This is a genomic window from Salinivibrio sp. SS2 (assembly GCF_001722075.1).
GTDB lineage: Bacteria > Pseudomonadota > Gammaproteobacteria > Enterobacterales > Vibrionaceae > Salinivibrio > Salinivibrio proteolyticus.
Genome location: NZ_MEBP01000012.1, coordinates 1 through 26,101 on the forward strand (window position 1 = coordinate 1; position 26,101 = coordinate 26,101).

The 26,101-nt window shown below is 50.5% G+C and carries 24 protein-coding genes; 16 read left to right on the forward strand and 8 right to left on the reverse strand.

Translation table 11 applies throughout. The features are described 5' to 3' along the window. Positions 1 to 40: 40 nt before the first annotated feature. Positions 41 to 628, reverse strand: coding sequence for a LysE/ArgO family amino acid transporter (locus BGK46_RS00660; protein WP_069586577.1), 588 nt, complete (start codon positions 626 to 628; stop codon positions 41 to 43). Between the two features lie 155 nt (positions 629 to 783). Between BGK46_RS00660 and BGK46_RS00665 the strand changes: the two genes are divergently transcribed. Then, complete coding sequence (locus BGK46_RS00665; protein WP_069586542.1) at positions 784 to 1,674, forward strand: LysR family transcriptional regulator ArgP; 891 nt, start codon at positions 784 to 786, stop codon at positions 1,672 to 1,674. A 91-nt stretch (positions 1,675 to 1,765) separates the two neighbouring features. Continuing rightward, positions 1,766 to 2,464, forward strand: coding sequence for an oxidative stress defense protein (locus BGK46_RS00670; RefSeq protein ID WP_069586543.1), 699 nt, complete (start codon positions 1,766 to 1,768; stop codon positions 2,462 to 2,464). 67 nt (positions 2,465 to 2,531) lie between these two features. Here the strand turns inward: BGK46_RS00670 and BGK46_RS00675 are convergent, their stop codons facing one another. The 3 genes from BGK46_RS00675 to BGK46_RS00685 form a co-directional block, all read right to left on the reverse strand. Further along, the gene (locus tag BGK46_RS00675; protein WP_069586544.1) at positions 2,532 to 4,079 is read right to left on the reverse strand and encodes an alanine/glycine:cation symporter family protein; all 1,548 of its coding nucleotides are present in this window, start codon (positions 4,077 to 4,079) and stop codon (positions 2,532 to 2,534) included. A gap of 230 nt (positions 4,080 to 4,309) precedes the next feature. Continuing rightward, entirely contained in the window at positions 4,310 to 5,539 is a 1,230-nt protein-coding gene (gene srmB / locus BGK46_RS00680; protein WP_069586545.1) for an ATP-dependent RNA helicase SrmB, read from the reverse strand. 113 nt (positions 5,540 to 5,652) lie between these two features. Then, positions 5,653 to 6,384 carry a tRNA1(Val) (adenine(37)-N6)-methyltransferase gene (locus BGK46_RS00685; protein ID WP_254659631.1) on the reverse strand — a complete coding sequence of 244 codons (732 nt, stop codon included), beginning with the start codon at positions 6,382 to 6,384 and terminating at the stop codon, positions 5,653 to 5,655. A 283-nt stretch (positions 6,385 to 6,667) separates the two neighbouring features. On the opposite strand from BGK46_RS00685, the gene brnQ reads away from it, so the two are divergent. Then, positions 6,668 to 7,972 (forward strand): branched-chain amino acid transport system II carrier protein, encoded by a 1,305-nt coding sequence (gene brnQ / locus BGK46_RS00690; protein ID WP_077640931.1) that lies wholly within the window; start codon positions 6,668 to 6,670, stop codon positions 7,970 to 7,972. 62 nt (positions 7,973 to 8,034) lie between these two features. Here the strand turns inward: brnQ and fldB are convergent, their stop codons facing one another. Next, the gene (gene fldB / locus BGK46_RS00695) at positions 8,035 to 8,562 is read right to left on the reverse strand and encodes a flavodoxin FldB (RefSeq protein ID WP_069586546.1); all 528 of its coding nucleotides are present in this window, start codon (positions 8,560 to 8,562) and stop codon (positions 8,035 to 8,037) included. Positions 8,563 to 8,754: 192 nt separating this feature from the next. On the opposite strand from fldB, the gene xerD reads away from it, so the two are divergent. The 5 genes from xerD to BGK46_RS00720 all read left to right on the forward strand — a co-directional run bounded on the left by xerD (position 8,755) and on the right by BGK46_RS00720 (position 15,646). Further along, the gene (gene xerD, locus BGK46_RS00700) at positions 8,755 to 9,603 is read left to right on the forward strand and encodes a site-specific tyrosine recombinase XerD (protein WP_240531951.1); all 849 of its coding nucleotides are present in this window, start codon (positions 8,755 to 8,757) and stop codon (positions 9,601 to 9,603) included. A gap of 19 nt (positions 9,604 to 9,622) precedes the next feature. Beyond that, on the forward strand, positions 9,623 to 11,353 hold the full coding sequence (gene recJ, locus BGK46_RS00705; RefSeq protein WP_069586548.1) for a single-stranded-DNA-specific exonuclease RecJ: 1,731 nt from the start codon (positions 9,623 to 9,625) through the stop codon (positions 11,351 to 11,353). A 91-nt stretch (positions 11,354 to 11,444) separates the two neighbouring features. Next, positions 11,445 to 12,543 (forward strand): peptide chain release factor 2 gene (gene prfB, locus BGK46_RS00710; RefSeq protein WP_139130702.1). Its coding sequence is split into 2 segments (ribosomal slippage): positions 11,445 to 11,519 and positions 11,521 to 12,543, totalling 1,098 coding nucleotides; the frame shifts between segments, so codons are not numbered across the junction. A gap of 26 nt (positions 12,544 to 12,569) precedes the next feature. Then, positions 12,570 to 14,078: a lysine--tRNA ligase gene (gene lysS, locus BGK46_RS00715; protein ID WP_069586549.1), complete on the forward strand. Its 1,509-nt coding sequence runs from the start codon at positions 12,570 to 12,572 to the stop codon at positions 14,076 to 14,078. 230 nt (positions 14,079 to 14,308) lie between these two features. After that, the gene (locus BGK46_RS00720; protein WP_069586550.1) at positions 14,309 to 15,646 is read left to right on the forward strand and encodes a sigma-54-dependent transcriptional regulator; all 1,338 of its coding nucleotides are present in this window, start codon (positions 14,309 to 14,311) and stop codon (positions 15,644 to 15,646) included. Positions 15,647 to 15,683: 37 nt separating this feature from the next. On the opposite strand, the gene BGK46_RS00725 is transcribed toward BGK46_RS00720, so the two are convergent. After that, positions 15,684 to 16,112, reverse strand: coding sequence for a PACE efflux transporter (locus tag BGK46_RS00725; RefSeq protein ID WP_069586551.1), 429 nt, complete (start codon positions 16,110 to 16,112; stop codon positions 15,684 to 15,686). A 177-nt stretch (positions 16,113 to 16,289) separates the two neighbouring features. Between BGK46_RS00725 and BGK46_RS00730 the strand changes: the two genes are divergently transcribed. Both BGK46_RS00730 and BGK46_RS00735 read left to right on the forward strand, forming a co-directional pair. Next, entirely contained in the window at positions 16,290 to 17,186 is an 897-nt protein-coding gene (locus BGK46_RS00730; RefSeq protein ID WP_069586552.1) for a LysR family transcriptional regulator, read from the forward strand. A 434-nt stretch (positions 17,187 to 17,620) separates the two neighbouring features. Beyond that, positions 17,621 to 17,851 (forward strand): hypothetical protein, encoded by a 231-nt coding sequence (locus BGK46_RS00735; RefSeq protein WP_069586553.1) that lies wholly within the window; start codon positions 17,621 to 17,623, stop codon positions 17,849 to 17,851. A gap of 87 nt (positions 17,852 to 17,938) precedes the next feature. On the opposite strand, the gene BGK46_RS00740 is transcribed toward BGK46_RS00735, so the two are convergent. Then, positions 17,939 to 18,973, reverse strand: coding sequence for an NADP(H)-dependent aldo-keto reductase (locus tag BGK46_RS00740; RefSeq protein WP_069586554.1), 1,035 nt, complete (start codon positions 18,971 to 18,973; stop codon positions 17,939 to 17,941). A gap of 139 nt (positions 18,974 to 19,112) precedes the next feature. Between BGK46_RS00740 and BGK46_RS00745 the strand changes: the two genes are divergently transcribed. Then, entirely contained in the window at positions 19,113 to 19,415 is a 303-nt protein-coding gene (locus tag BGK46_RS00745; protein ID WP_069586555.1) for a DUF6482 family protein, read from the forward strand. A gap of 9 nt (positions 19,416 to 19,424) precedes the next feature. Here BGK46_RS00745 and mutH read toward each other — a convergent pair whose 3' ends face one another. Beyond that, positions 19,425 to 20,090, reverse strand: coding sequence for a DNA mismatch repair endonuclease MutH (gene mutH, locus BGK46_RS00750; RefSeq protein ID WP_069586556.1), 666 nt, complete (start codon positions 20,088 to 20,090; stop codon positions 19,425 to 19,427). A 631-nt stretch (positions 20,091 to 20,721) separates the two neighbouring features. Between mutH and rppH the strand changes: the two genes are divergently transcribed. From rppH to BGK46_RS00775, 5 genes are all read left to right on the forward strand, one after another. Further along, positions 20,722 to 21,234 carry an RNA pyrophosphohydrolase gene (gene rppH, locus BGK46_RS00755; RefSeq protein ID WP_069586557.1) on the forward strand — a complete coding sequence of 171 codons (513 nt, stop codon included), beginning with the start codon at positions 20,722 to 20,724 and terminating at the stop codon, positions 21,232 to 21,234. Between the two features lie 18 nt (positions 21,235 to 21,252). Beyond that, positions 21,253 to 23,514 (forward strand): phosphoenolpyruvate--protein phosphotransferase, encoded by a 2,262-nt coding sequence (gene ptsP / locus BGK46_RS00760; protein WP_069586558.1) that lies wholly within the window; start codon positions 21,253 to 21,255, stop codon positions 23,512 to 23,514. Then, complete coding sequence (locus tag BGK46_RS00765) at positions 23,514 to 24,320, forward strand: sulfite exporter TauE/SafE family protein (protein ID WP_139130703.1); 807 nt, start codon at positions 23,514 to 23,516, stop codon at positions 24,318 to 24,320. Before ptsP ends, BGK46_RS00765 begins: the two co-directional genes overlap by 1 nt. Before the next feature lie 12 nt (positions 24,321 to 24,332). After that, complete coding sequence (gene lgt / locus BGK46_RS00770) at positions 24,333 to 25,136, forward strand: prolipoprotein diacylglyceryl transferase (protein ID WP_069586560.1); 804 nt, start codon at positions 24,333 to 24,335, stop codon at positions 25,134 to 25,136. A gap of 85 nt (positions 25,137 to 25,221) precedes the next feature. After that, complete coding sequence (locus tag BGK46_RS00775; protein WP_069586561.1) at positions 25,222 to 26,061, forward strand: thymidylate synthase; 840 nt, start codon at positions 25,222 to 25,224, stop codon at positions 26,059 to 26,061. Positions 26,062 to 26,101: the final 40 nt, after the last annotated feature.

The window sequence follows — 26,101 nt, forward strand, 5'->3', positions numbered from 1 at the left end:
CGTCAGCAATCTGAAACGGCACCCAATGGGTGCCGTTTTTTTATCCTGCGACGAGGCGCGTGTATAAACCTAAAGCGAGTTTTATCGCGACAAAAAGCATCATACTGGCCATTAAGATATCGAGCAGGCGGCGAATCGACGGGGTAGATAGCCAAGGAGATAAGCGCGCCGCCCCTGCGGATAAGCCATAAAACCATAAGCAAGAGCCGAGTAATGCGCCCACCGTAAAGGCAACACGCTCATCAAAGGCAAACTGTCCACCAATGGCACCTAGGACAACGACTGTATCCAAATAGACATGTGGATTGAGTAGCGTCACGGCTAGTGCGCCGATAATCACGGCACGTCGACCTCGGCTCATCGTGGGCGTGGATACATCGTTCTCGACAGGCTGGCGAGCATTTTGAATAAATTGCCATGCATACATAGTTAAAAATGCGATGCCGGCTAATGTAATGGTGTTGAGCAACACCGGATAGCTAGCCAGTAGTGCGCCTCCGCCAAAAATACCACTTGAAATCAGTATGATATCGCACAAAAAGCAAATGGAAGCGGTGATCATATGATGTTCACGGCTGATCCCTTGGTTAATCACGTAGGCATTCTGTGCGCCGATAGGAATAATCATGGTTAGGCTTAGCCCCAAGCCTTGGAATGCCACAAAAAAACTACTCACGGTTTGATCCTTTTATCACGAGGTATGACTCCCACTTTAAGCAGGGATGGCTATTAAGTGAACTTAATTATATTTATGGTTAATTAGTCTAACTTATGGGGGTGTGAATGGACTATCGAGGCGTAGAAGCGTTAGACGCGGTGATCACCTTAGGGGGATTTGAGCGTGCCGCTGCGGCGTTGTTTATTACCCAATCGGCGGTCTCGCAGCGGATCAAACAACTGGAGCGACAAATTGCGCAGCCTGTGATGGTTCGCGAGCAGCCGCCTCGGCTGACACCGATTGGGCAGCGTTTACTGGGTTTGTACCGGCGTGTTCAGCTTTTGGAGCAAGAGACATTGCCAGAGCTTGCTCCAGACGCGGATGGCTCCGTACTCTCGGTATCAATTGCCACCAATGCTGATAGCCTCGCGACATGGTTGCTACCGGCTCTCGCCCCCTTGTTAGCCTCGCAAGCGATTGATCTCAATTTGCTAGTTGAAGATGAGAGCCGCACCTTGAAACGGATGCGAAGTGGTGAGGCAATTGCAGCCATTAGCACAGACTCCACACCCATGCATGGATGTGATTGCCTGTATTTGGGTCGCATGGACTATAGCTGTGTGGCAACCCCTGCATTTTCACAGCGATATTTCTCCCAAGGGATTGATAGGGAGGCCTTAATGGCGGCACCCGCCGTCATTTTCGATGCACATGATGATATGCACGCGGACTTTCTTGCGTCCTATTTTGCGATGCCTGCCGCTGGGTGGCGGCGTCATATTGTTCGCTCGTCTGAGGCCTTTGTCGCGATGGCAAGTAAAAGCATGGCGTACTGTTTAATACCCCGTTTAATGGTATCAAAGCAGCTCGAGGAGGGGACTTTGATCGATGTGATGCCGGGTAAAGTCGAGGCCCGTCATCTCTATTGGCACTATTGGGCAATGGAAAGTGGTGTGTTATCGGAAATGACCCATGCTTGCCAACAAGCGGCACAGCGTGCATTAGTGCAATCTTAACCGGAAATTGACTGAACACAGGGAGCCTTTTGGCTCATCGAGAGTCTTACCTGAGTGTCAGTAAAATCGTGAACCCATTTAAGGAGACCGTATGCGTAAACTCAAAGCAATGGTGCTGTTGACCAGTGCACTGGTGATGGCGCCTGCCGCCATGGCTAGTATCGATTTTCCCCATCTTGAAATCACAGGGGTCGGTGAAGTGACAGCCAAGCCAGATATGGCGATGATCCATGTTGCTGTAGTATCAGAAAGAAAAAGCGCCAAAGCCGCTAAACTCGCTTCGGATAAGGCGGTGGCTGAGTTTATCAACCGACTGAATAAGCAAGGCGTTGCGCGTGAACAAATAGAAAGTGCGCATATTAACTTGTCACCACGTTATCAGTATCCCAAAGATAAAGCCCCAGAATTAACGGGTTACCGCGCTGAGCGTCAAGTGACGGTGACCTTAAATGATCTCACTAATCTAAACGCGGTGCTGGATGGTGCGTTAGGCGATGGTATAAACCGTATTAGCCATATTCAACTGACGAGCAGTGATTATGCCGCGTTAGAAGCGAAAGCCCGAGAGGCTGCGGTGAAGGATGCACGTGAAAAAGCAGCCGCACTGGCCGAGAGTTTAGCGTTGAAGCTGGACGGCGTATGGCAGATTCGCTATCGCTCAAGCTCGCCTCGCCCGGTCATGATGCAGGCTGAAATGCGCGGCGCCAACGCGGATGTGGCAGCCAGTTATCAAGATGCAACGATGGAAGTGCGTGATCAAGTAGATATTATTTTTCGTCTTGACGATTAATCCTGCCTCTCTTCATTAATACAAAGGGCGCCGATGGGCGCCCTTATTGCGGCTAACTAAGCGGTGGTTACGCGGTGGGATTCACCGGCTTACCTTTTCCATCTTCTGCTTGGTCGCTTTGCGTTTGTTGGCGACGAGCAAGGCGTTGTTCCCAATAGTCTGCATTCTTAATCCCTAGTTTCACAGGATCGAACGTGTAGGTCTCAACCCCTTTCGCTTGTTGTTCTTCATAGTCTTTAAGTGCTTTGAGTGCCGGTTTACCAATAAAGAAGATAATGATAATACCGACAATGTTGAGCCATGCCATCAGACCGACACCAGCATCACCAAATGCCCACGCCAGGTTCGCGCTACGTACGCACCCATAGAACACTGCTGACATCAGCACAATTTTAAGCGCAAACATCATACCGGGCACTTTGAAGGTACGGCGCAAGTAGGCAACGTTAGTTTCGGCAATATAGTAGTACGCCAAGATAGTTGTGAATGCGAAGAAGAACAGTGCAAAGGCGATAAAGGGTTTACCTAGGCCTGGCATCGCTTGTTCAATCGCTAGCTGTGTAAACTCAGGGCTGTTTGCTGCGACAGATGACGCGAGGTTTTGCACGATAAAGGCGTCACCCGCACCATGTACGTTATAAGCTCCGGTAATGATGATCATAAACGCGGTGGCAGAACAAACTAGCAGGGTGTCGATATAGACGGAGAATGATTGCACTAAACCCTGCTGTGCTGGGTGCTCGACGTTGGCAGCGGCGGCGGCATGAGGGCCTGTTCCTTGTCCGGCTTCGTTAGAGTAGACACCACGCTTTACACCCCAGCCAATCGCTGCACCGGCACCTGCCATCGGTGTAAAGGCATCGCCAATGATCATAGCAACTACACCAGGGATCTCGCTGATGTTCAGCAAGATGATCACGAACGCAATGATGATGTAAGCAAGCGCCATAAATGGCACAACGATTTGAGTAAAGTGGGCAATACGCTTTACACCACCAAAAATGATGAAGCCAAGTACAACCGAAATAAAGGCACCGGTGATGACTTTCGACACCTCTAGGGCGCCAAACATCGCGGTATCAACCATAGCCCCAGAACCAAAGGCGGTTTCTACTGCGTTACCAATGGCGTTGGATTGCACGCCCGGCAGCATCACACCACATGCAAGTAGGGTCGCGAACGCAAATAAAATGGCGTACCACTTTTGACCTAACGCTTTTTCAAAGTAGTAGGCCGGACCGCCGCGAAACTCACCGTTATCCTCTTCTTTATAAATTTGTGCGAGGGTTGACTCTGTATACGCGGTCGCAGCACCGAGAAAGGCGACGACCCACATCCAGAACACCGCACCTGGGCCACCAAATCCAATTGCGGCAGCAACCCCTGCGATATTACCGGTACCGACACGTCCCGAGAGTGAGACGGCGAGTGCTTGGAAGGACGAAATCCCTTTTGCTGAGCTTTTATTGGAGAAGAGTAAGCGCCACATTTCTGAAAAGTGACGGACTTGTGCGAAACGCGTCAAAATGGAGTAGAACAGGCCGGCACCTAAGCAGGTATAGATCAGCGCTGGACTCCAAATGATGCTGTTTAAGAAATCGACAAACGATTGCATAGTGAGTTCCTTCTACTGTGTTTGCATCATGTTGTTTTTTTATCCACCCGCATCTTAAACTGATTTGGTGCTCAATTGTTAATATTTTGTGTCATTTGACTTTTTGATGTGTGAATCTGATCGTTTTGTGTTCAGAAAAATAGGCGGGATAACAAAACAAAAGGAGGCCTTATGCGGCCTCCTTCATATAAGCGATGGACAATCAAGCAGTCTCAGCAGGTAAGGGCTGTCTAGCTCTTTTTACGCTTTTTCGGCTTTTTAGCAGAAATAGCTTTTTTACCGGTTTGCTTCTTCTTTTTCTTCTTATGCTCTGCTTTTTTATGTTTTGGCTTCAGGCCATCAATGGTGCGCTCTTTAACATCTTCATCCATGTAGCGCGAAATACGTTCCATCATCGGCTGATCATGGGCTTCTACCAATGATAAGGCCGAGCCTTTTTTACCCGCGCGTGCGGTGCGACCAATGCGGTGTAAGTAGACATCCGCGGTACGCGGTAAGTCGTAGTTAATCACGTGAGTAATATCTGGCACATCAATACCGCGTGCGGCGACATCGGTGGCCAGTAAGACGTTCACTTTACCTTCACTAAACCGGCTAATTGCATTGTTGCGTTTGGCTTGCTGCATTTCACCTTGGATCCACGCACAATCCAGTTGTTGTGACTGCATGTAATCACGCAGATCGGCTAAACGCTCGCGTGTTTTGACAAACACAATGGCGCGCTCGGCTTGCTCGGTAAGAATATGTTTCAGCAAGGCGCGTTTATGCGCGAGATCGTCACAGCGGTGATACCACTGGGTGATTTTTTTGCGCTCTCGGCGGGGTGGCTCCACATTGATAAGCTCAGGGTCGGTCAACAAGCTTTCGGTAAATCCAGTGACGCCGCGACCTTCAAGTGTGGCGGAAAACAACATGGTTTGACTGCGACGCTGACATTCATCGGAGAGACGGTTTACCGCACTGGCAAATCCCATATCGAGCATGCGGTCGGCTTCATCTAACACTAAACACTCGATGGCGCGACAGTCGAAGCGCTCTGCCTCGATGTACTCCATGAGTCGCCCCGGTGTGGCGACAACGATATCCTGTGTTTTGCCTAACTGTTCTGCATGATCTTGATAAGAAATACCACCGGTGATGGTGAAAATCTTGAGCTCTGTGTTGACTGCCAAGGCACGCGCTTCGTCAGCGACCTGAATCGCGAGCTCTCGAGTGGGGGTCAAAATCAGCACGCGCGCCGGTCCAGGCTTTTGGCGAGGAAAGTCGAGCAAGTGCTGTAGCATAGGCAACAAGAAGGCGGCGGTTTTGCCTGTACCTGTTGGCGCAGAGGCTAAAATGTCGCGTCCATCCATCCCGTGGGGGATAACCTCGGATTGGATAAGCGTTGGACGTTGATAGCCCATATCGTCGAGGGCACTGAGCAATTCAGGATCGAGCTCAAGTTCGGCAAAGCTTCGCACAGGGTTGTTCTCCAAGGACAGTTAAGAGCGGCATTATATACGTAAATCGCGTCGATATGCAGAGTATCAGTAAATAGATCATACCGAGTGACCACCAGAAAGGTGTGTACTGACTAAGGCAATTTTAGGTAAAAATCGCGCGTTAATGCAGCAAACGCGGGGGTAAAGTGGTTATGGTCATCACGTAACACTAGCGTATCAGAGATCAATGGATGCGTCGTGGGGCTGAGGGTGAAAAGTAATCGTGATGCGGATTTGCTAGGGGTCGGGTGAACGTACACCTGACGATGTAGGTGCAGACCATATTGTGTCGCATCGGCAATCAATCGCTCGCCTTCGGTAACGGGCAAGATAAGATCGGCACATCCGCTTGGGGTTAACCGCTCCGCGAGCACGTGAAGCAGCGCCTCATGCGTCAATGTGTGTGCATGCCTAGCCGTGGCACGCTTGGCATCGCGTGCGGTTTGTCCGCTGGTAAAATAGGGAGGGTTACATACGATGTGCTCAAAGCGTGTGCACGTGTGCCACTGTGTAATGTCGCCTTGTCGTAGTTGAATTTGCGCTGCAAAGGGGGAGGCACTTACGTTTTGGGTTGCACAGGCATAAGCGGCGGGATCGTATTCGATGGCGGTGAGCGATAAATGTTGAAAACGCTGCGCAAGCATCAAGCTCAGAAGGCCGGTTCCTGTGCCAATATCGAGGCTATTTTTCGCTTGTTTGGGGTCAGCCCAAGCGCCCAGCAATACCCCATCGGTACTGACTTTCATCCCACAGTTGTCTTGAGTCACGCTAAATTGTTTGAATCGAAATTCGCTCACTGGGTTGCCTTTATCCGCTTGATTCATCCTGCCCACAGAGCAGTGTTTTTTACTATTTTGTAATCAATCTGTTACTGGTTGAGGCTGTTAAAAAATATCGCTTTTAACATCACAGCCAGTTTATTGAGCTAACTGTTACTTTTAAAACAGAAGATCACAAGGTTTTGCTGCTATGGCTTTACTGTGATGGCGATCTTGTTCATTATTCTAAATTCTGCCCGTTGTATGAAACAAAATATTATAAATCTAGGTTTCAGCTGGGCGAATCATTACTCATTGCAAACACCATCTAAAGCTGTAGGAATTAATCGTGACTAAGCGTTTAAAATTAGTTGATATTTTAGCGTTAGGTTTTATGACCTTCGCCTTTTTCTTAGGCGCAGGGAATATCATCTTCCCGCCTCAAGCTGGCATGCTAGCCGGTGAACACTTCACATCCGCCATGACGGGCTTTTTGATCACGGCTGTTGGTCTCCCGCTGGTTGGTATCATTGCGGTTGCCATCGCTGGCGGCGGCTGGAAAGGCCTGACGCGTGATTTACCCTCTGGACTCGCCACGTTAATGGCGGTGCTGATTTTTATCATTATCGGTCCTGCTTTTGCTGCGCCTCGTGCTGGGCTCGTTGCTTACGAAATTGGCTTTAAGCCCTTTTTGCTCGAGCCAGGCCAAGTCGAACTGACCGCTTTCTCTATCGTCTTTTTTGCCGTTGCTATGTTTTTCTCACTCTCTCAGGGCAAATTAATAGACTCGATTGGTAAGCTACTGACTCCACTGCTATTCGCGGCGTTGGCAATTCTCGCGATTGCTGTAATTGTCAATCCTCAGGGTGACGTGGCAGCTGCGCAAGGCGCCTATGTGAACAATGCGCTGACCACAGGTTTCCTCGAAGGTTACAACACCATGGATACCTTTGCGGCCCTGATGTTCGGTATGCTGATTGTCGATGTGATTCGCAAAAAAGGCATCGAAGACAATAAAACTACCTGTATGTATCTGATTTACGCAGGCGTGATTGCGGCAGCCGGCTTGGCGTTTGTTTATATTTCTCTGTTCTATTTGGGGTCGACTGCCAGTGAAGTGGCTGCTGGGACCCAAAATGGTGGCGAAATCATGGCCGCCTACGTCAATGCATTGTTTGGTCCTGTGGGGCAAATGATTTTGGCGGCGATTATTGGCTTGGCCTGTCTCACTACAGTGATTGGCTTGGTAAGCGCCTGCGCCGATTACTTTAGCACCTTGACCCGTTGGACCTATCGCCGCTGGGTGGTTGTGGTGTCTTTAGCCTGTGCAATTGTTGCAAATGTGGGCCTTAAACAACTGATCGCGATCTCAGTGCCGGTATTGTTTGCCCTGTATCCGGTTGCGATTGCCTTGATCGGTTTGACCTTTATCCGTCGTTGGTTGCCAAACCCAGCATTGGGTTATCGTGTCGTACTTGGCGTGGCCTTGTTATTTAGCCTACTCGATGCGGTGAAAGTGATGGGTGTGGATATGAGCGCCTTTAACTTCCTGCCATTGTTCGATGTCGGCATGGCATGGTTGCTCCCGACCGTGGCGGCCATGATCGTGGCGAAATGGCTTGGGACCAGTTCGGACAAGTTCGCGCAAGCGTAACGACCTTATCCAATAAAAAAACCGCGCTCAGGCGCGGTTTTTTTGTATCAACAGGCGAGGTATCAGGCCTGTTCGAGTAACGCTTGGTATTCAACCAAAACTTGCTCGCACCAGGTGTGAATCCGTTCGTCGCTTAGGTCGTACTCGCTGTCTTCGTCTAGGGCCAAGCCAACAAACTGTTTTCCATCGTCTGTCACGGCTTTAGACGCATCAAAGCGGTAGCCTTCGGTGGGCCAATAGCCAATAAATTGCGCACCACTACCTTGCAGCTGCTGGTGGAGCATGCCCATGGCATCGAGGTACCATTCGGCATAGCCTTCTTGGTCGCCAAGGCCAAATAATGCAATCACTTTGCCTTGCAGTTGCAGACTATCAATGTCTTGCCAAACGGCTTCCCAATCTTCTTGCAGCTCACCGAAGTCCCAAGTTGAAATGCCGAGAAGTAGCAAGTCATACTCTGCCATTTTGGCCAGCGGCGTTTCTTTGACGTTGTGCAACTCAACCAAATCGTCGCCGATAAAGTCACGGATCTTTTCCGCTGCCATTTCGGTATAACAGGTGGTTGAGCCATAAAACAGACCGATTCTCATAGTTTGACTCATTTGGTTTGATTACCTGCAGTTTACCTGCTGGTGGGTAATTTGATCCAGCAAGCGGCGCCGACATTTTGTATAATGACCCGCGCTAAGTCGCGTGTGGCGCCGTTATTATTCGAGTTTTCCCCAATAAGCAGGCTGAATGTGAACAAGAATGTTGAATTAATCGAGCAGTTCCTCGATGCCATGTGGATGGAGCGGGGGCTATCGGAAAACACCCTCGGCTCTTATCGGAATGACTTGCTCAAGCTCTGCCACTGGCTTGATAGCCGTGCATTGCTGTCGGTGAGTAAACAGGACTTGCAGGATTATCAGTACTGGTTGCACGAACAAGCCTACCAGCCCAGCAGCCGAGCCCGTATGGTGTCGGCACTGCGTCGTTTGTTCCAATATCTATACCGTCAAAAACTGCGTCCGGATGATCCGAGTGCCACCTTAATTAGCCCTAAACAACCGAAACGCTTGCCGAAAGATCTCAGTGAAGATCAAATTGATGCATTACTCGATGCGCCCAATACCGACGATCCGCTGGAGCTGCGCGACAAAGCCATGCTTGAGTTGCTTTACGCCACGGGGTTGCGTGTCACTGAGCTGGTGGGCTTGACCACCGAAAATGTGAGTTTACGGCAAGGGGTGGTCCGTGTGGTCGGTAAAGGCGACAAGGAGCGCTTGGTGCCGATGGGAGAAACTGCGGTAGACTGGTTGGAGCATTATTTGGCGCACAGCCGGCCTGTGCTGCTTGGCGAAACCAGTACCGATGTCTTTTTCCCCAGTAAACGGGCGCGACAGATGACACGCCAAACGTTTTGGCACCGGATTAAGTATTACGCTCAGCTGGCAGGGATTGATAGCGACGCGCTCTCCCCGCATGTGTTGCGCCACGCCTTTGCCACCCATCTGCTCAATCACGGTGCTGATTTGCGTGTGGTACAAATGTTACTTGGCCATAGCGACCTCTCGACGACCCAAATCTATACCCATGTTGCGACTGAGCGCTTGAAGCAGCTGCATCAAACTCATCATCCACGCGGCTAACCCTGATTGGTGATTTTCCATGATAGAGATAAAACGACGAATGCCGACGGTTACGCCGGCCTTTAGTGATGATATTCCCCCTTTACTACAACGCTTGTATGCCAACCGAGGACTGCGCGAAGACAGTGAGTTAAACCGCAGTGTGGCAGGCTTGCATCAATACCAAGCGTTAACCGGTATCGAAGGCGCTGTCGCACTACTGTCGGAGGCGATCGCAACCCACAAGTCGATTATGATTGTGGGAGACTTTGACGCTGATGGTGCGACCTCGTCGGCGCTCTCGGTAAAGGCGCTTCGCATGATGGGTGCAACGCGGGTCGATTATTTAGTGCCCAACCGTTTTGACGATGGTTATGGACTGAGTCCTGACGTCGTCGATCAAGCGGCTGAGCGTGACGCTGATCTCATCATGACCGTTGATAATGGTGTGTCATCGTTGGCCGGAGTCGCGCATGCCAAAGCGCTAGGCATGCAAGTGGTAGTGACCGATCACCACCTACCTGGAGAGCAGCTTCCCGACGCAGATGCGATGGTAAACCCTAATCTAAATGACTGTGGCTTCCCGTCCAAAGCCCTTGCCGGTGTCGGGGTGGCATTTTATTTGATGCTGGCATTGCGGGCCCATTTGCGTGAACAAGGTTGGTTTGAGCAACAAGGCATTGCGATACCGAACTTGGCGGAACTGCTTGATTTGGTTGCATTGGGGACGGTGGCTGACGTAGTGGCATTGGATGCCAACAACCGTATCTTGGTGCACCAAGGCTTACAGCGCATTCGGGCAGGCCGATGTTGCCCCGGTATTCAGGCACTGATCGAAGTCGCGAACCGAAACATGGCGACCTTGGTGGCCAGCGACTTTGGATTTGCTTTAGGCCCAAGGATCAACGCGGCGGGGCGACTGGATGATATGTCGTTTGGGGTGGAGCTATTACTGAGCAACAATATCCACGCCGCGCGACGCATGGCCGCGGAGTTGGACGCACTTAATCAAACCCGCAAAGAAATTGAAGCCGGGATGAAGCAAGAAGCGGTAGCATGGTGTGAGCGCTTGATTGCTGAAAAAAGCGAACAAGACTTACCCGTTGGCCTCGCACTCTTTCAGCGAGATTGGCATCAAGGCGTGATTGGTATTTTAGCCTCGCGTCTGAAAGAGCAGTTTCATCGTCCCGTGATCGCTTTTGCCGATGGGGGCGATGGCACCATTAAAGGCTCGGCGCGTTCGATTCCAGGATTGCACATGCGCGATACGCTGGATCGGATCGATACTCAGCATCCCGGCTTGATCAAAAAGTTTGGCGGGCATGCCATGGCGGCAGGGCTGACTATCGATGAGAGTGAATTTGAGCGTTTTGCTCGTTTGTTTGATACGCAAGTACGTGAGGCAGTTAGCGAGGATGATCTCAAAGGCGTACTACTCAGTGATGGGGAACTGTCGAGTCGTGACTTGAGCATCGAAACCGCGGAGCTTATCCAGGCGGGGGGACCTTGGGGACAAGGATTTCCGGAGCCGCAATTTGATGGCACATTTAAGGTGTTACAGCAAAAGCTGGTTGGCAGTAAGCATCTGAAATTAATGGTGGAGCATCCAGACGGTGGTGCCATGATTGATGCAATTGCGTTTAATATCGATGTGCGCCGTTGGCCGGACCCGAGTGTGAAGCAGATGCGGTTAGTCTACCGGCTGGATATTAACGAGTTTCGTGGTAATCGCAGTGCGCAATTGATTGTTTCTCATCTGGAGAGTGCTTAATTGTGCGGCTTTTTCCGTCGTGCCCTGTTTATTGACCCCACAATTCGCTAAAATTCGGCGGTTAAATTTCCGCAAATGAAGATGCTTGACCATGTTTGAGATCAATCCAATCAAAAACCGCCTCGCGGACATCGCTGAACGCACCGATGTTCTTCGGGGGTATCTTTGACTACGATGCCAAGAAAGAGCGTCTAGAAGAAGTTAATGCCGAATTAGAACAACCAGACGTCTGGAACGAACCTGAGCGCGCACAAGCACTGGGCAAAGAACGTGCCTCGCTGGAAGCTGTGGTTGAAACCATTGACCAACTCACCCAAGGTGGTGAGGATGTTAACGAGCTTTTGATGCTCGCCGTTGAAGAAGACGATCAAGAAACCTTTGATGAAGTCGAGCCAGAGCTTGCCGACTTAGAAGCCAAGCTTGAGAAGCTGGAATTTCGCCGTATGTTCGCCGGTGAACACGATGCGTCAGATTGCTATATCGATCTGCAAGCCGGTTCCGGCGGCACAGAAGCGCAAGATTGGACCAACATGATGTTACGCATGTACTTGCGTTGGGCCGATGCGAAAGGCTTTAAAGCGGAAGTCATTGAAGTGTCTGAAGGTGAAGTCGCCGGCTTAAAGTCTGCCACCGTGCGCATTACAGGTGAATACTCCTACGGTTGGTTACGTACCGAAACCGGGGTGCATCGTTTGGTTCGTAAGTCACCGTTTGATTCGGGTGGTCGCCGCCATACCTCGTTTGCGTCTGCGTTTGTTTACCCTGAAATTGACGATGATATTGCCATCGACATCAATCCTGCCGATCTGCGCATCGATGTGTATCGCGCGTCTGGCGCAGGTGGTCAGCACGTTAACACCACAGAGTCTGCGGTTCGTATTACTCACGTGCCGACCAATACGGTGGTGCAGTGCCAGAACGACCGTTCGCAGCATAAAAACAAAGACCAAGCGATGAAGCAACTTCGCGCCAAACTGTTTGAGCTTGAGTTGCAAAAGCAAAACGCGGAAAAACAAGCCAACGAAGACGCGAAGTCAGATATCGGCTGGGGAAGCCAGATCCGTTCCTACGTGCTGGATGACTCACGCATCAAGGACTTGCGCACCGGGGTTGAAAACCGTAATACACAGGCCGTACTTGACGGCGATTTGGATAAATTTATTGAAGCCAGCCTCAAATCTGGCCTGTAATCACGACTTTGAGTAAAGGGTTTTCTATGACTGACCAGTTACAAGACGAAAATAAGCTGATAGCCGAGCGTCGCGCCAAACTGAATCACATCCGTGAAAACTGCAAGGCGAACGGTCATCCGAATGATTTCCGTCGCGAGCACCTTGCTGCGGACCTACAAGCTGAATTTGGCGAAAAAGAAAAAGCTGAGCTAGAAGCGCTCGATCATAAAGTGACCATCGCAGGCCGTATCATGGCGAAACGTGGTCCTTTCTTGGTGGTACAAGACGTCTCGGGCCGTATTCAAGCCTATGCCTCTAAAGACGTTCAAAAGGCACTGAAGGCCGAATACCACGGCTTGGATATCGGTGACATCATTGGTGTACACGGTGCGCTGCACAAATCCGGCAAAGGCGATCTGTATGTCAATATGGAGCGCTACCAGTTGCTGACCAAGGCCTTGCGTCCATTGCCTGAAAAATTCCATGGCTTGGCTGATCAAGAGCTGCGCTATCGTCAGCGCTATGTAGATTTGATCGTCAACGAAGAATCGCGTCAGGCGTTTCAAATCCGTTCCAGTGTAGTGACTGCTATCCGTAACTACATGGTAGAAAAACACTTTATGGAAGTAGAAACCCCGATGATGCATGTCATCCCTGGGGGCGCGACTGCACGTCCATTTATCACTCACCACAATGCGCTAGACATTGATATGTACTTGCGTGTGGCGCCAGAGCTTTATCTCAAGCGTTTGGTCGTGGGTGGTTTTGAGCGTGTGTTCGAGATTAACCGCAACTTCCGTAACGAAGGCTTGTCGCCTCGTCATAACCCAGAATTCACTATGATGGAATTCTATATGGCGTACGCGGATTACAATGATTTGATGGACTTGACCGAAGACATGCTATCGCGTGTTGCTCTCGAGGTTCTGGGGCAGTCTGTGATGCCATATGGCGAGCATGAAATTAACTTTGCCGGTCCATACCCACGCATGACCATGCTGGATGCGATCAAGCAGTACAACCCTGATCATGCTGAGATCCAAGCTCTGACCTACGAGAATGCGCAAGACCGTGATCACCTCGCGGCGATTGCTAAATCACTGAAAATCAGTGTGGAGTCATTCTGGACGGCTGGTCAGCTGATGGAAGAAATCTTTGGTGAAACCGCTGAGCCTCAGTTGATTCAGCCAACTTTTATCACTGAGTATCCTGCAGATATTTCACCACTGGCACGTCGCAACGATGATAACCCGTTTGTAACCGATCGCTTTGAGTTCTTTGTCGGTGGCCGTGAAGTGGCGAACGGTTTCTCGGAGCTGAATGACGCAGAAGATCAAGACGCACGCTTTAAAGCCCAAGTGGAAGCGAAAGACGCGGGCGATGATGAAGCTATGTACTATGATGCAGACTACATCAACGCGCTTGAGCATGGTTTGCCACCAACGGCAGGACAGGGGATTGGTATTGATCGCCTAGTGATGCTGTTTACCAACACGCATACCATCCGTGACGTTATTCTATTCCCAGCGATGCGCCCACAGCAAAACGGCTAAATCGTTAGGTTTGATGAAAAAGCGGCTTTCGAGCCGCTTTTTTTCTATCAGCGGAATCATGCCCGCGCTAAAAGCCTTATTTTATGCTGCTTTTTGCGACGAGTGACTAAAATTATACGTATTCTGACCTACTCAATGTCTCTTTATTGAGACAGAATCAGGACTGAGCCTCCTTATAATGGGGCTTTGGTTCTTCCGCAGTATCACAGACTGGATGTAAGGCAGAGGTTATGGGATTACACACAGGGAGTGAAACAAACTTGAGCTCATTGGTGGTCGTCGGGGGCCCGTATGAGCCTTGGATAGCAACCCTGGAACAAGCAGGCTGGCGGTGTCATCGTTGTTATGACTTGCGCGCAGCGCAATCTTTGTTGCAAGACATTGGCCCCTGTATTGGTATTGTTGACTTAAGCCACGATGATTTTAGCCTCAATGGCGTCGCGTCTATGGTTAACCGTAACAAGCAAGTGCGTTGGTTGGCCTTGGTACGCGAAGAGCAATTGGGGAATGAAGCAATCTGCCAGTTTATTGTCAGCTTTTGCATTGATTACTTCACCTCGCCAGTGCCGAACTCACAGTTGATGAGCACCATTGGTCACCAATTGGGGATGCTGCGTTTGGAGCGTCAGGTGTGGCCCCATCTGGGCGATCACAGTGATATGGGCTTGGAAGGCAAAAGCCCTGCGATGAAAAAGCTGCGAGATCAGGTGCGACGTGTCGCGCCGACCGATGTGTCTGTGCTGGTGGCCGGTGAGAGTGGGACAGGTAAAGAGTTGGTCGCACTGGCGATTCATAACGCCTCTACCCGCGCCAAAGGCCCGTTTGAGTCGATTAAATGCTCGGCATTGGCCGACGAGCAAATGCAGCAAGAATTATTGGGTGATGACGAGACGCCCGGAAAAATACGCCAATGCCACAAAGGCACCTTATTCTTTGATGAAATCGGTGACTTACCGCTGCACTTACAAAGCCATTTATTGCATTTATTGCAAGAGGGGATGCTGGATATCAATCACGACAAGTACAATCGTGATCTGGATGTGCGTGTTATCGCCTCAACCCATATGGATTTAGAGAAGCGGGTCGCTGAAGGATTGTTCCGCGAAGATCTGTATTACCGGCTGAATGTGTTGCGTATTAACATGCCGTCGTTGAAAGATAGGCAAGCCGATGTTACTGATTTAGCCGACTATTTTCTGCTTAAATTTGCCCGTCAATATAATACCCAAGCGCGAACGTTTTCAGAGGAAGCCAAGAGTGTATTAAGCGCCTATTCATGGCCGGGGAACGTGCGGGAGTTAATCAATCAAGTCAAACGGGCTGTGCTTCTTGCCGATCACTTGGTCATCGAAGCGGAACATCTCGATTTACCTCGCCAAGGGGACTACAAACAAAGTCTGCGCAAAATACGCGAAGAGTCAGAGCGCGATGCATTGATTGCGGTACTTGAGTCGAACAAAGGACAGGTGTCGGCAGCGGCGAGAGAGTTGGGCGTGTCGCGAGCCACCATGTATCGCTTGCTCAACAAACATAACTTGATCCCGACCCCTCGCACATTTCGTCAATAGAAAGATTGAGCTGGGCTGCTTCCGTGCAGCCTGACCATTACGCTTGGGGAGAATGGGAAGGGATCGGAAAGACTTGATCATAGACCCAGTTATAGACAAAGGCGTAAAACAAGTAGAACACAACCATACCTAAATCCATCACCACGGCTTGCCAGAGGGTCATCGAGAGCCACCACATAATAAACGGAATGGTGACCACCAAAAGCCCAGCTTCAAAAAGCACGGCGTGCAGGATTCGGATTGGCAGGGTTTTGAGGACACTGTCTCGCATCGCGAGCATGACTCTATCAAACAGGATGTTATACACATAGTTCCAACCCGTCGCGATCACGGAAAACAGTACGCCCATCACTCCCAAGTGGCCGATATCAGCCCCCAATATAAAATTGAGCCCGACTACCACTAGAATTAGGCCTATTAATTCAAAGCCAATGGCATGACGCCAGCGGTCGGCTTTTGTTCGCATTACAACCTCACACAACACAATCAATTTACGTTATTCGCGACCGATAGTGGCGACGCTAGGGAGAAGACTCCGTTTCGCCTACTATCGAGCTTCCGGGCTATTGTATAGGTAAAATCGATGTATATAAGTTAGTAACTATCGTATAAATAGATAGATAATAATTCTCGGGAGAGCTTGATGGCGTTTTCATTGGATCAATTAGCCGCGTTTGTGACGACAGCACAGACTGGCTCCTTTTCTGCGGCGGCGAGAAAGCTGGGTAAAGCACAATCTGTGGTCAGCACCGCGGTCGCGAATCTAGAGATTGATTGGGCGGTAACGTTATTCGATCGTCAAGGGCGCTACCCGGTGCTGACAGAGCAAGGTGAGGCACTGCTGGGCAAAGCGAAGCGAATTTTAACCGAAATGCAGCGTCTTCAAGCCAGCGCCGATGCGTTTGCAACCGGAGTCGAAACCCGTCTCACTATTGCTGCAGAGTCTGCCGCGATCTCGCCCAGTATTGCTGCGCGTCTGGCGGCGTTTGAACAGCAATTTCCACAGGTCGAAATTGAAATTCTCACCGCCGCTTATGTGGATGTGATTAGTTTACTTGAGCAAGGGCGCGCGCAATTAGGGCTACTGGTTCAGGAACAACAGCTGCCGACAGCCTTTGAATTTCATAACCTTGAGATGATGCGAATGTGTGCGGTTTGCAGTGCTCAGCATCCACTCGCGCGGTTAACGCACTTTGATTGGCCTGAAATTGTGAAGCATCGCCAAATTGTGGTGGCCGGACGAGATAGGCACGCGGCGCCGCGTTGGCAATATGCAGACAGTGCATGGCGAACAGAAAATTTGAGTGTGGCATTGCGTTTGGTTGAGGCGGGGATTGGTTGGGCGGAACTGCCTTTCTCACTGGTGGAAACGGCGGTTCAACAAGGTGAGTTAGTGATTTTGCCTTCCGATCTTACTCAAGATAGCTGGGAGCTTTTTGTCGATTTGGTTTGGTTGCCTCAGCAGGCCATGGGGATAGCACTGCAAGCGTTGCGCCAACAGCTTATTGCCTCAAAGGTTTACTTATCGCCCGTTCGATGAGTTTAGGGCACGAAGGGAATGAAAGTGACGGCTGATGCTGAGATAGGAACAGAATAATTATCTATTTATGTCACAGCCTTGTTAACCAGAGCAGTGCAAATACAAGGTTGATAAAAATGATAGCAGAGCATTGCGTTAAATTTGCACAATATTCGAATAAGTTATTGAATATAATGACGTGATATTGAACAATAAACCCTCAAGTCACGCAGATTCATGTGTATTTAGGAGGCAACATGACATACATACCGAGCCAAAAACAGGGTGTCATCTTTGCCTCAGCGATGGGTCGTGCCAATCATTGCGCACGAGATACCCGCTTATACATCTGACTCTGCGACCAATTGTAACTGGCCGCGGGCATAATGCGGCCAGATTGCAGTACCTCTACGTATTGTGCCTGTGGCCTCCTTTAACCAACAAGGAGAGCCATCATGACTCAACTATATTTATACCCATTAGCGCAAGCTGTTGTTCGTATTGGCGCACGTCGTCAGCGCCGCACCAACGCAAACCGTTATCGAGTTGCCAATGTTGCATTGAACCATCATTTACAGCGTGATATTGGTATCATCGCCGACCTCCAAGATGGGTTGCCTGTGAATACGCATTTCGCGGCAAAACGCTATCTTGTGACATGGCGACGACGATGGCGGTGGCTGTAATGGGTCCCAGAAAGCGGCGTTTGCGAGCAAACGCCGCCCTATCTAATCACCCTCTGCGCGGCAGCCAATAAGGCTGCCGTTTCTCGTTTAAGGGCAAGGGTTTGGATAGCGAGTAGCGATATCGTCAATCCCCGCGAGGACGTCCTCACTGAGGGTAATATTGAGGCTGTCGATATTGCTTTCTAGCTGTTTTAGCGTGGTTGCGCCAATAATATTGGAGGCAACAAAAGGGCGAGAGTTGACAAAAGCGAGCGCCATTTGCGCCGGATCCAAGCCGTGCGCTCGGGCTAACTCAACGTATTCCTGCGTCGCTTTTTGTCCTGCTTCAGTAAAATAGCGAGAAAAACGCTGATGTAAGGTACAACGCGCACCAGAGGGACGCGAGCCGCCCAAATACTTACCACTGAGGGCACCGAAGGCAAGGGGGGAGTAGGCAAGTAGCTCGACGCCTTCGTGATGACTGATTTCAGATAGGCCGACTTCAAAGCTACGGTTAAGTAAATTATAGGGATTTTGGATCGATACAATCCGCGTCAGGCTATGTTTTTCGGCTAAATGCAAATAGCTCATCACGCCCCAAGGCGTCTCATTTGATACCCCGACGTAGCGGATTTTACCGGCTTTCACCAGATCATTTAACGCATCCAGGGTATCTAGCAAGGTGACGCCGGAGTGCTCGTCTTGATACGGATAGTTCAATTTGCCAAAACAGTTATTGTGACGCTGTGGCCAGTGCACCTGATACAAATCGATGTAGTCAGTTTTTAAGCGCGATAAGCTGTCTTCAACGGCTTGATGAATGTGGCGACGATTGAGGGACATATCCTCACGAATGTAAGGCACGTTGCGTGGACCAGCGACTTTGGTGGCCAAGATCACACGATCACGCTTCCCCGACTTTTCTAACCAACTTCCAATATACGCCTCGGTTCGGCCTTGGGTGGCTTGGCTGGGCGGAACCGGATACATTTCGGCGGTATCGATAAAATTAACGCCGCGCTCAAGGGCAAAATCCAATTGCGCATGGGCATCGGCTTCGGTGTTTTGCTCACCGAAGGTCATGGTGCCCAAGCACACTTTACTGACATCTAAGGTGGAATGGGGCAGGCGGTGGTATTGCATCCTGTCTCCTTGTCTGCAATCGACCTATGGCATTCCATAGTAGAGAATTTTATTGCTCAGCAAAAGCGTTGTGGCGTCTTGCTTGACAGTTTCTCCGATCCTGCTCTTTACTGATAAAGATCACAACGAGGAGAGCATCATGAACTATGGACAACTTAAGGCATGGATGCGCGCCGACCCGCGCTCTTGCCCCCAGTGTTATGTGATGGCCCACGCCGGTGGTGCGAAATATTCCGTTGAAGTGGAGGTGAAACACCACCTCGAACCTTTGCGTGACGATGATACTGGTGAAGTGATGCAGTTTGATAATGTGGGTCAAGTGGGAGACCGCTTAAAGGCGCTGGGGATTGAACAGGGTGTATTGCGCTTGTTCGACCCTTACGACGAGTTCGCCACCGGTGATCAACCGCCCTGCAAAGAGGACATGCCGATACGCTTTTAGGCCGTTCGGTCAGCTGACGAAAAATCGGCTTAGAATATGATGGGTGAACTGGGTACGCAGATAAAAGCCACGCGGTAGGGTTTTGATCGGTTCGCCCTTTGCCCCAAACGCATCGGTGAGTGCATGGCTGTTGGCGGCTTTGGGGCGCAGCTGTAAATACTGGCCGTGACGCGCGGTAATATCATTCACCCGTCCTAAGGCAATCAAATCCATCAACTCTTCCCAATCGGCACGCAGCTGCGCGTCTTCTTCTCGACTGGGTGACCAGAGCAGGGGAGTGCCAATGCGTCGCTCTGCGAGTGGGATGGTGCGTTCTCCTTCAACCGGAACCCAAAGAACACGAGAGAGTTTGTGCCGAACATGGCTGTGTTCCCACTGTACACCACTGATCCCCGTCAAAGGCGCAACACACACAAAGGTAGTTTCGAGTGGCTTGCCATGCGCGTTAACGGGGATCGTTTTCAGCTCAATCCCCAAATGAGCAAAGTCTTGCTCGGGCTTACTTCCTGCCGTCGCGCCCAAGCAGGTTTCTAACAACATGCCTACCCAGCCTTTTTCTCGGCTCAGATCGGCCGGACAGGCGATCCCATGCTCGTGGCTGATTTCCCCTAGCGTAAAACCGGCTAAATCAGCGGCACGCTGCATGAGTTCTGATTCGGACTGTGGTGGCTGCATATAGATAGCTTTTCGGCAACGGGTAATGTTTGGCATAAGATGACCGGCATTATCGTTAAGCGTCGAGCGAGGCGCAAGGATCCTTATGGTGAAGATCAATCTGGCAGCGCTTTAGTTATCCACAGAAAGATAAGTGTTGCGTATAAAAATCACGACCATGATCATATATACAGTACCCTTTTTACCTGTGTTAGGTGAGTAACTAACGATATTGTTGGATTTTTGCGCTAACGATGTGGATAATTTACTAACTGATGGATCTTTGAGCGATCTGTGTGCAAAGGATGATCGAAAGATCGCCACAAGGATCTTTGCTGGTTTCTATGTTTTTAATATTCTGATTTATATGGGTTATTTTTATTTTTGTTTAATTATAAATCAGATTAACTGATCTTGAGCTGATGACGTTTTAGACTTTTTCGTTGCTTCTTCACAAATCTATCCACAGAAAGCGTGAATAAATGTGCGCAAACTCTCATTGCTATGTTTATAACTTCCTGTTAGGCCCTAAGTTATCCTCAGATGACGACGAGTGCGCAAAAACACAGGTTAATCCACAATGTTTGTTTACCCTTAGCGGCTTTTTGTGAAAAAATCAGACTCAGTAGAGATTTATCATTGAGGTCGTCCAGTGATTGATGGCGATGGCTATCGTCCCAATGTGGGGATAGTAATATGTAACGGCCACGGTCAGGTTCTCTGGGCTCGTCGATATGGTCAGCATTCATGGCAGTTCCCGCAAGGCGGGATTGATGATGGGGAAAGTCCCGAACAAGCCATGTTCCGTGAGCTTTACGAAGAAGTGGGGCTGACCAAAAAAGATGTCCGCATCTTGGGTACTAGCCGTCATTGGCTACGTTATAAGCTCCCGAAACGTTTGGTGCGTTGGGACTCCAAGCCAGTCTGTATTGGGCAAAAACAAAAATGGTTTTTGTTGAAGCTGGAATGCGATGAGTCGAAAGTGAATGTGTCCCGCGGGGGAACCCCGGAATTTGATGGCTGGCGTTGGGTCAGTTATTGGTATCCGGTACGTCAGGTTGTGTCTTTCAAACGCGAAGTATACCGCCGTGCAATGAAAGAGTTTGCGCCGTTAGCAATGCCTTTTAAGGAGCGTAAGCCTCGACGTCGGAACAAGCGAGGGTAACGTTTAAGGAGGAAGCCGGTGCTGACACAGCTTAGAAATATTGTTCAGAGCGTAGCCTCATCGGCGGATCTTCATCAGGCGCTGCAAACCCTAGTGCAGCAAACCTGTGTTGCGATGCATACCGAGTGTTGCTCTGTGTACCTTGCCAATCCCGAGCAAGCTAGCTTTGATCTGATGGCCACTCAAGGCTTGGATCCTGCCGCGCAAGTCTCACTGTCTTTTGGTGAAGGCTTGGTAGGATTAGTTGGCGAGCGCGCAGAACCGATCAATCTAGCCCATGCGCGCGAGCATCCCGCGTTTAAACCTTTCCCTGCCACAGGGGAAGATGCCTTCCAGTCTTTTCTAGGTACGCCCATTATCTATCGTAAAACGGTACTGGGCGTACTGGTGGTTCAGCAACACCAGCCGCGTCAATTTGACGAAAGTGAAGAGTCGTTTCTTGTCACTCTCGCCGCGCAACTGGCCGTAGTGTTTGCCCATGCAGATGCACAAGGCGGATGGCTGAATGCATCACAGTCACCCGTGTTGTTGGAAGGCGTTCCCGCATCACCTGGGGTGGGAATTGCGAATGCATGGTGTGATGATTCTCAACCACGGTTAGAGGACATTGCACCGGCCAGCTGTTTGCATGTTCAAAAAGAACTCGATCGTTTAGATGCCGCATTAGATGATGCGTCAGTGGAGTTCCGTCGCCTTAGAAAACGCTTTGATAAGGAGCTACAAAAAGAAGCACTGGCGATCTTTGATTTATTTGTCCATTTGCTCAACGATCCTATGCTGCGCGAGGATATGACCCTACGTATCCAACAGGGCGACGAAGCCGCGTGGGCGGTCCGACAAACGGTGGAAACCTTTTCATCCCGTTTTGCGTCCATGGATGATCCCTATCTTAAGGCACGGGCTTCCGATGTGAAGGAGCTCGGCCAGCGGTTACTCTATTTTCTTTCTGAAGCCTCGAGCAATCATCAACCCATCTCGTCACCTATCGTCTTGCTTGCCCGTGAACTGACGGCTGGCATGCTGGCTTCTATTCCACGTGCGCTACTCGCGGGGGTCGTAGCCGAAGAGGGCGCGGCGAACTCCCATGCGGCCATATTGGCAAGGGCACTTGGTATTCCGGCGGTGATGGGAGTGAGCTTTTCCGCGCCAAGACTCCATAATAAATCGGTGATCTTGGATGGTCACAAAGGGCTGTTGATGATTGAGCCCGCCGCACCTTTGCTGAAGGAATATCAGCAGCTGGTTCAAGCGGAAGTCAGTTTGCAATCGACTTTAGATACGGCACTAGCCTCGCCTGGAAAAAGCCAAGATGGCACCCGTATCCAGATCCATTTGAACGCTGGTTTGAGCGCCGACAGTAGCATCGCCATCAACCAAGGTGTCGATGGGGTGGGCTTGTTTCGGACCGAAGTGCCTTTTTTAATGCAGCGCCGTTTTCCTTCCGAGGACGAACAGGTCAAACAATACCGTGCGATTTTAGCCAGCTACCCAGATAAACCGGTGGTGATGCGCACCTTGGATATTGGCGGGGATAAGCCATTACCCTATTTGAGTGTCGATGAAGATAACCCGTTTCTTGGCTGGCGCGGCATTCGTTTTACCTTAGATCATCCCGATATTTTTCTGATCCAAGTGCGTGCGATGCTGCGTGCCAGTTTGGGTTTGGATAATTTGAAACTCTTATTGCCGATGATCTCCGGTGTGAATGAATTGCTGGAAGCGAAAGCGTTAATTGCGCGCGCGTTTGAGGAAGTACGCCAAGAGGCACAGTTGGCGGGAGAAGTTCTGGCGAAACCGCTGCTTGGCATTATGGTTGAGGTACCCTCGGTGCTGTATCAGCTCGATGGGATCGCGCAAGAAGTCGATTTTCTTTCCGTTGGCACTAACGATTTAACGCAGTATTTGTTGGCCGTGGATCGCAACAATGCCCGCGTCGCCAACATCTTTGATGCGCTCCATCCTTCCGTACTTCATGCGCTGAGTTTGATTGCGACCACCAGTGATCGCCATCAATTGCCGGTGAGCGTATGTGGTGAACTGGCTGGCGATCCGGTGGGCGCGGCATTATTAGTGGGGCTGGGGTATCGCCAATTGAGTATGAATACGCGTAATGTGGCGAAGATTAAGTACTTGCTCAGTCGTCTTTCCTTACCGCGCTTACAAAAGCAAACCGAGCAGATGCTTAGTTTGAGTGAACCCGGACAGGTCCGTACCCAGATGGAAGGCTTTTTAGCCGGACAAGGTTTGGATGCGCTGGTTCAAATTGGACGGATGCGATGATCACCACCGCAACCTTGTTATTAGCGTTTATTTGTATGCTGTTGGGGGCGTTAGTTGGCACACTCTCCGGGCTCCTTGGCATTGGCGGTGGCTTGGTGGTGGTGCCGGCGTTAAGCTTTTTGCTGCCATTATTTGGTCTGTCTGCTGATATCGTCATGCCGATGGCGCTGGCGACATCGTTGGCTACCATTGTCTTAACCTCCAGTGCCTCAGCGTGGCGCCATTTTCGTATGGGCAATGTGGATATGCGTGCGGTCAGAGCCCTGGTTCCAGGGATGATGCTAGGCGGCGTATTAGGTGCCTCATTGGCAGATAAACTTCCACCCGATTGGCTGCCACGTATCTTTGGCGTCATCGTGCTGACCATGGCGATGCAAATGTTGCTCAGTCGTCCCCAAGTCACCCTCCGCCCTTTACCGTCTCCATGGCGAATATCTCTGGCGGGTACCATGATCGGTACGCTATCAAGCTTGGCTGGCATTGGCGGCGGATCCTTTACCGTCCCTTACTTGCACTGGCGTGGGGTCACGATGCACAAAGCGATTGGCAGCTCTGCACTTGGCGGCGCCGTGCTCGGGTTGGCTGGGATGGTAAGTTTTGTTTGGTTGGGCTGGCGACAGACGGAACCCTTACCCGCACTCAGTGTCGGATATTTGTATTTGCCCGCCTTGCTGGGTGTGGTGTCGACTTCCGTGTTGATGACACGCGTTGGCGCCACGCTCGCGGTAAGGCTTCCGACGCGGCAAATAAAACGTATTTTTGCTGGCTTTCTTGTTATTGTCGGCGCAAGCATGTTGTTGAAGTAAAGGATGGAATCCATGACAGAAGGTTACATTACCTTTCCGTCGATAGACCCGATATTAGTCGAGCTTGGCCCGATTGCCATTCGCTGGTACGGACTGATGTATTTAGTTGGTTTTGTGTTTGCCCTATGGCTCGCCAATCACCGTGCTACGAAACCGAACAGTGGTTGGAGCAAAGAGGAAGTCAGCGATTTACTGTTCGCGGGTTTTCTTGGCGTCGTACTGGGCGGTCGCATCGGTTACGTATTGTTTTATCAATTTGATGCGTTTGTTGCCGACCCCTTATTCTTGTTTAAAGTGTGGACTGGCGGTATGTCCTTCCATGGCGGCTTGCTTGGCGTCATCGTGGCCATGGCATGGTATGCGCGTAAAACCCAACGTCATTTTTTCACCGTGGCTGATTTTATTGCGCCGCTCGTTCCTTTCGGTTTAGGCGCGGGGCGGTTAGGCAATTTTATTAACGGTGAACTTTGGGGGCGTGTTACCGATGTGCCTTGGGCGATGATCTTCCCCACCGGCGGTCCTTGGCCGCGTCACCCTTCCCAGCTTTATGAGTTTGCACTCGAAGGGGTGGCGTTGTTTGTGATCCTCAATCTGTTTATTCGCCGTTCTCGTCCTATGGGGGCGGTATCGGGATTATTCTTAGTCGGGTATGGCACGTTCCGCTTTATCGTCGAATACTTCCGTGAGCCGGATGCGCATCTTGGATTGTTTGGTGACTTGTTCAGCATGGGGCAGTTATTATCATTGCCGATGGTCGTTGCCGGGGCGCTCATGATGGTCTGGGCGTACCGACGAGGCTCTGTTGCGGCTCGGTGATTAACGTCGAGTAATCAGATATACTATTGACCACACCAAGGCACCGCGGGCGGTGCCTTTTGTTTGTCCAACGATAGGAAACACTATGAAGCAGTATCTAGCTTTGATGCAGGATATTCTTGACAATGGTACGGATAGAGGCGACCGCACGGGTGTAGGTACACGTTCAGTGTTTGGACGCCAATTACGGTTCGACCTTGCTGAAGGTTTTCCACTGCTCACGACCAAAAAGCTTTATACCCGCGCCATTATCCACGAATTACTGTGGTTTCTTAACGGCGAGACTAACATCCAATACTTACAAGACAACAAAGTACGTATTTGGGATGAGTGGGCGACAGAGCAAGGCGATCTAGGGCCAGTTTATGGCGCCCAGTGGCGCTCATGGGCGTGTCCTGATGGTTCGACGGTTGACCAAATTGCGCAGCTGGTGGAGCAAATAAAAACCAAACCACATTCGCGCCGTCATATCATTACGGCGTGGAACCCCGCAGACTTACCCGACGAGTCTGTCAGTCCCTCTGAGAACGCGGAGCAGGGTAAGATGGCCCTTGCCCCTTGCCACTGTCTTTTTCAGTTCTACGTGGCCGATGGCAAGCTCTCATGCCAGCTTTATCAGCGCAGTGCCGATTACTTTTTAGGAGTACCGTTCAATATTGCCAGTTACGCGTTGCTAACGCATATGATTGCACAGCAATGTGATTTGGCAGTGGGCGATTTTGTCCATACGTTTGGCGACGTGCACCTTTACCACAATCATCTGACCGATGAGATTGTGTATGAGCAGTTAAAGCGCGAGCCGCGAGGGTTGCCAACACTGACGATTAAGCGCAAACCTGCCTCCATCTTCGACTACAAGCTTGAAGATTTTGAGATTGAAGGTTACGACCCGCATCCAACCATTAAAGCGCCGATTGCCATTTAATGACGTAGGACACATTCATCAGCAAAAACGCAGCCAAGTC

Bases quoted from the DNA above. Each gene is read 5' to 3' on its own strand.
- BGK46_RS00740 (WP_069586554.1), bottom strand. From the start codon at position 18,973: ATGCAATACCACCGCCTGCCCCATTCCACCTTAGATGTCAGTAAAGTG.
- BGK46_RS00720 (WP_069586550.1), top strand. From the start codon at position 14,309: ATGGGATTACACACAGGGAGTGAAACAAACTTGAGCTCATTGGTGGTC.
- BGK46_RS00670 (WP_069586543.1), top strand. From the start codon at position 1,766: ATGCGTAAACTCAAAGCAATGGTGCTGTTGACCAGTGCACTGGTGATG.
- xerD (WP_240531951.1), top strand. From the start codon at position 8,755: ATGTGGATGGAGCGGGGGCTATCGGAAAACACCCTCGGCTCTTATCGG.
- lgt (WP_069586560.1), top strand. From the start codon at position 24,333: ATGACAGAAGGTTACATTACCTTTCCGTCGATAGACCCGATATTAGTC.
- BGK46_RS00735 (WP_069586553.1), top strand. From the start codon at position 17,621: ATGACTCAACTATATTTATACCCATTAGCGCAAGCTGTTGTTCGTATT.
- BGK46_RS00745 (WP_069586555.1), top strand. From the start codon at position 19,113: ATGAACTATGGACAACTTAAGGCATGGATGCGCGCCGACCCGCGCTCT.
- mutH (WP_069586556.1), bottom strand. From the start codon at position 20,090: ATGCAGCCACCACAGTCCGAATCAGAACTCATGCAGCGTGCCGCTGAT.
- fldB (WP_069586546.1), bottom strand. From the start codon at position 8,562: ATGAGAATCGGTCTGTTTTATGGCTCAACCACCTGTTATACCGAAATG.
- BGK46_RS00725 (WP_069586551.1), bottom strand. From the start codon at position 16,112: ATGCGAACAAAAGCCGACCGCTGGCGTCATGCCATTGGCTTTGAATTA.
- BGK46_RS00685 (WP_254659631.1), bottom strand. From the start codon at position 6,384: ATGAATCAAGCGGATAAAGGCAACCCAGTGAGCGAATTTCGATTCAAA.
- BGK46_RS00675 (WP_069586544.1), bottom strand. From the start codon at position 4,079: ATGCAATCGTTTGTCGATTTCTTAAACAGCATCATTTGGAGTCCAGCG.
- recJ (WP_069586548.1), top strand. From the start codon at position 9,623: ATGATAGAGATAAAACGACGAATGCCGACGGTTACGCCGGCCTTTAGT.
- BGK46_RS00665 (WP_069586542.1), top strand. From the start codon at position 784: ATGGACTATCGAGGCGTAGAAGCGTTAGACGCGGTGATCACCTTAGGG.
- BGK46_RS00730 (WP_069586552.1), top strand. From the start codon at position 16,290: ATGGCGTTTTCATTGGATCAATTAGCCGCGTTTGTGACGACAGCACAG.
- lysS (WP_069586549.1), top strand. From the start codon at position 12,570: ATGACTGACCAGTTACAAGACGAAAATAAGCTGATAGCCGAGCGTCGC.
- BGK46_RS00660 (WP_069586577.1), bottom strand. From the start codon at position 628: ATGATTATTCCTATCGGCGCACAGAATGCCTACGTGATTAACCAAGGG.
- BGK46_RS00775 (WP_069586561.1), top strand. From the start codon at position 25,222: ATGAAGCAGTATCTAGCTTTGATGCAGGATATTCTTGACAATGGTACG.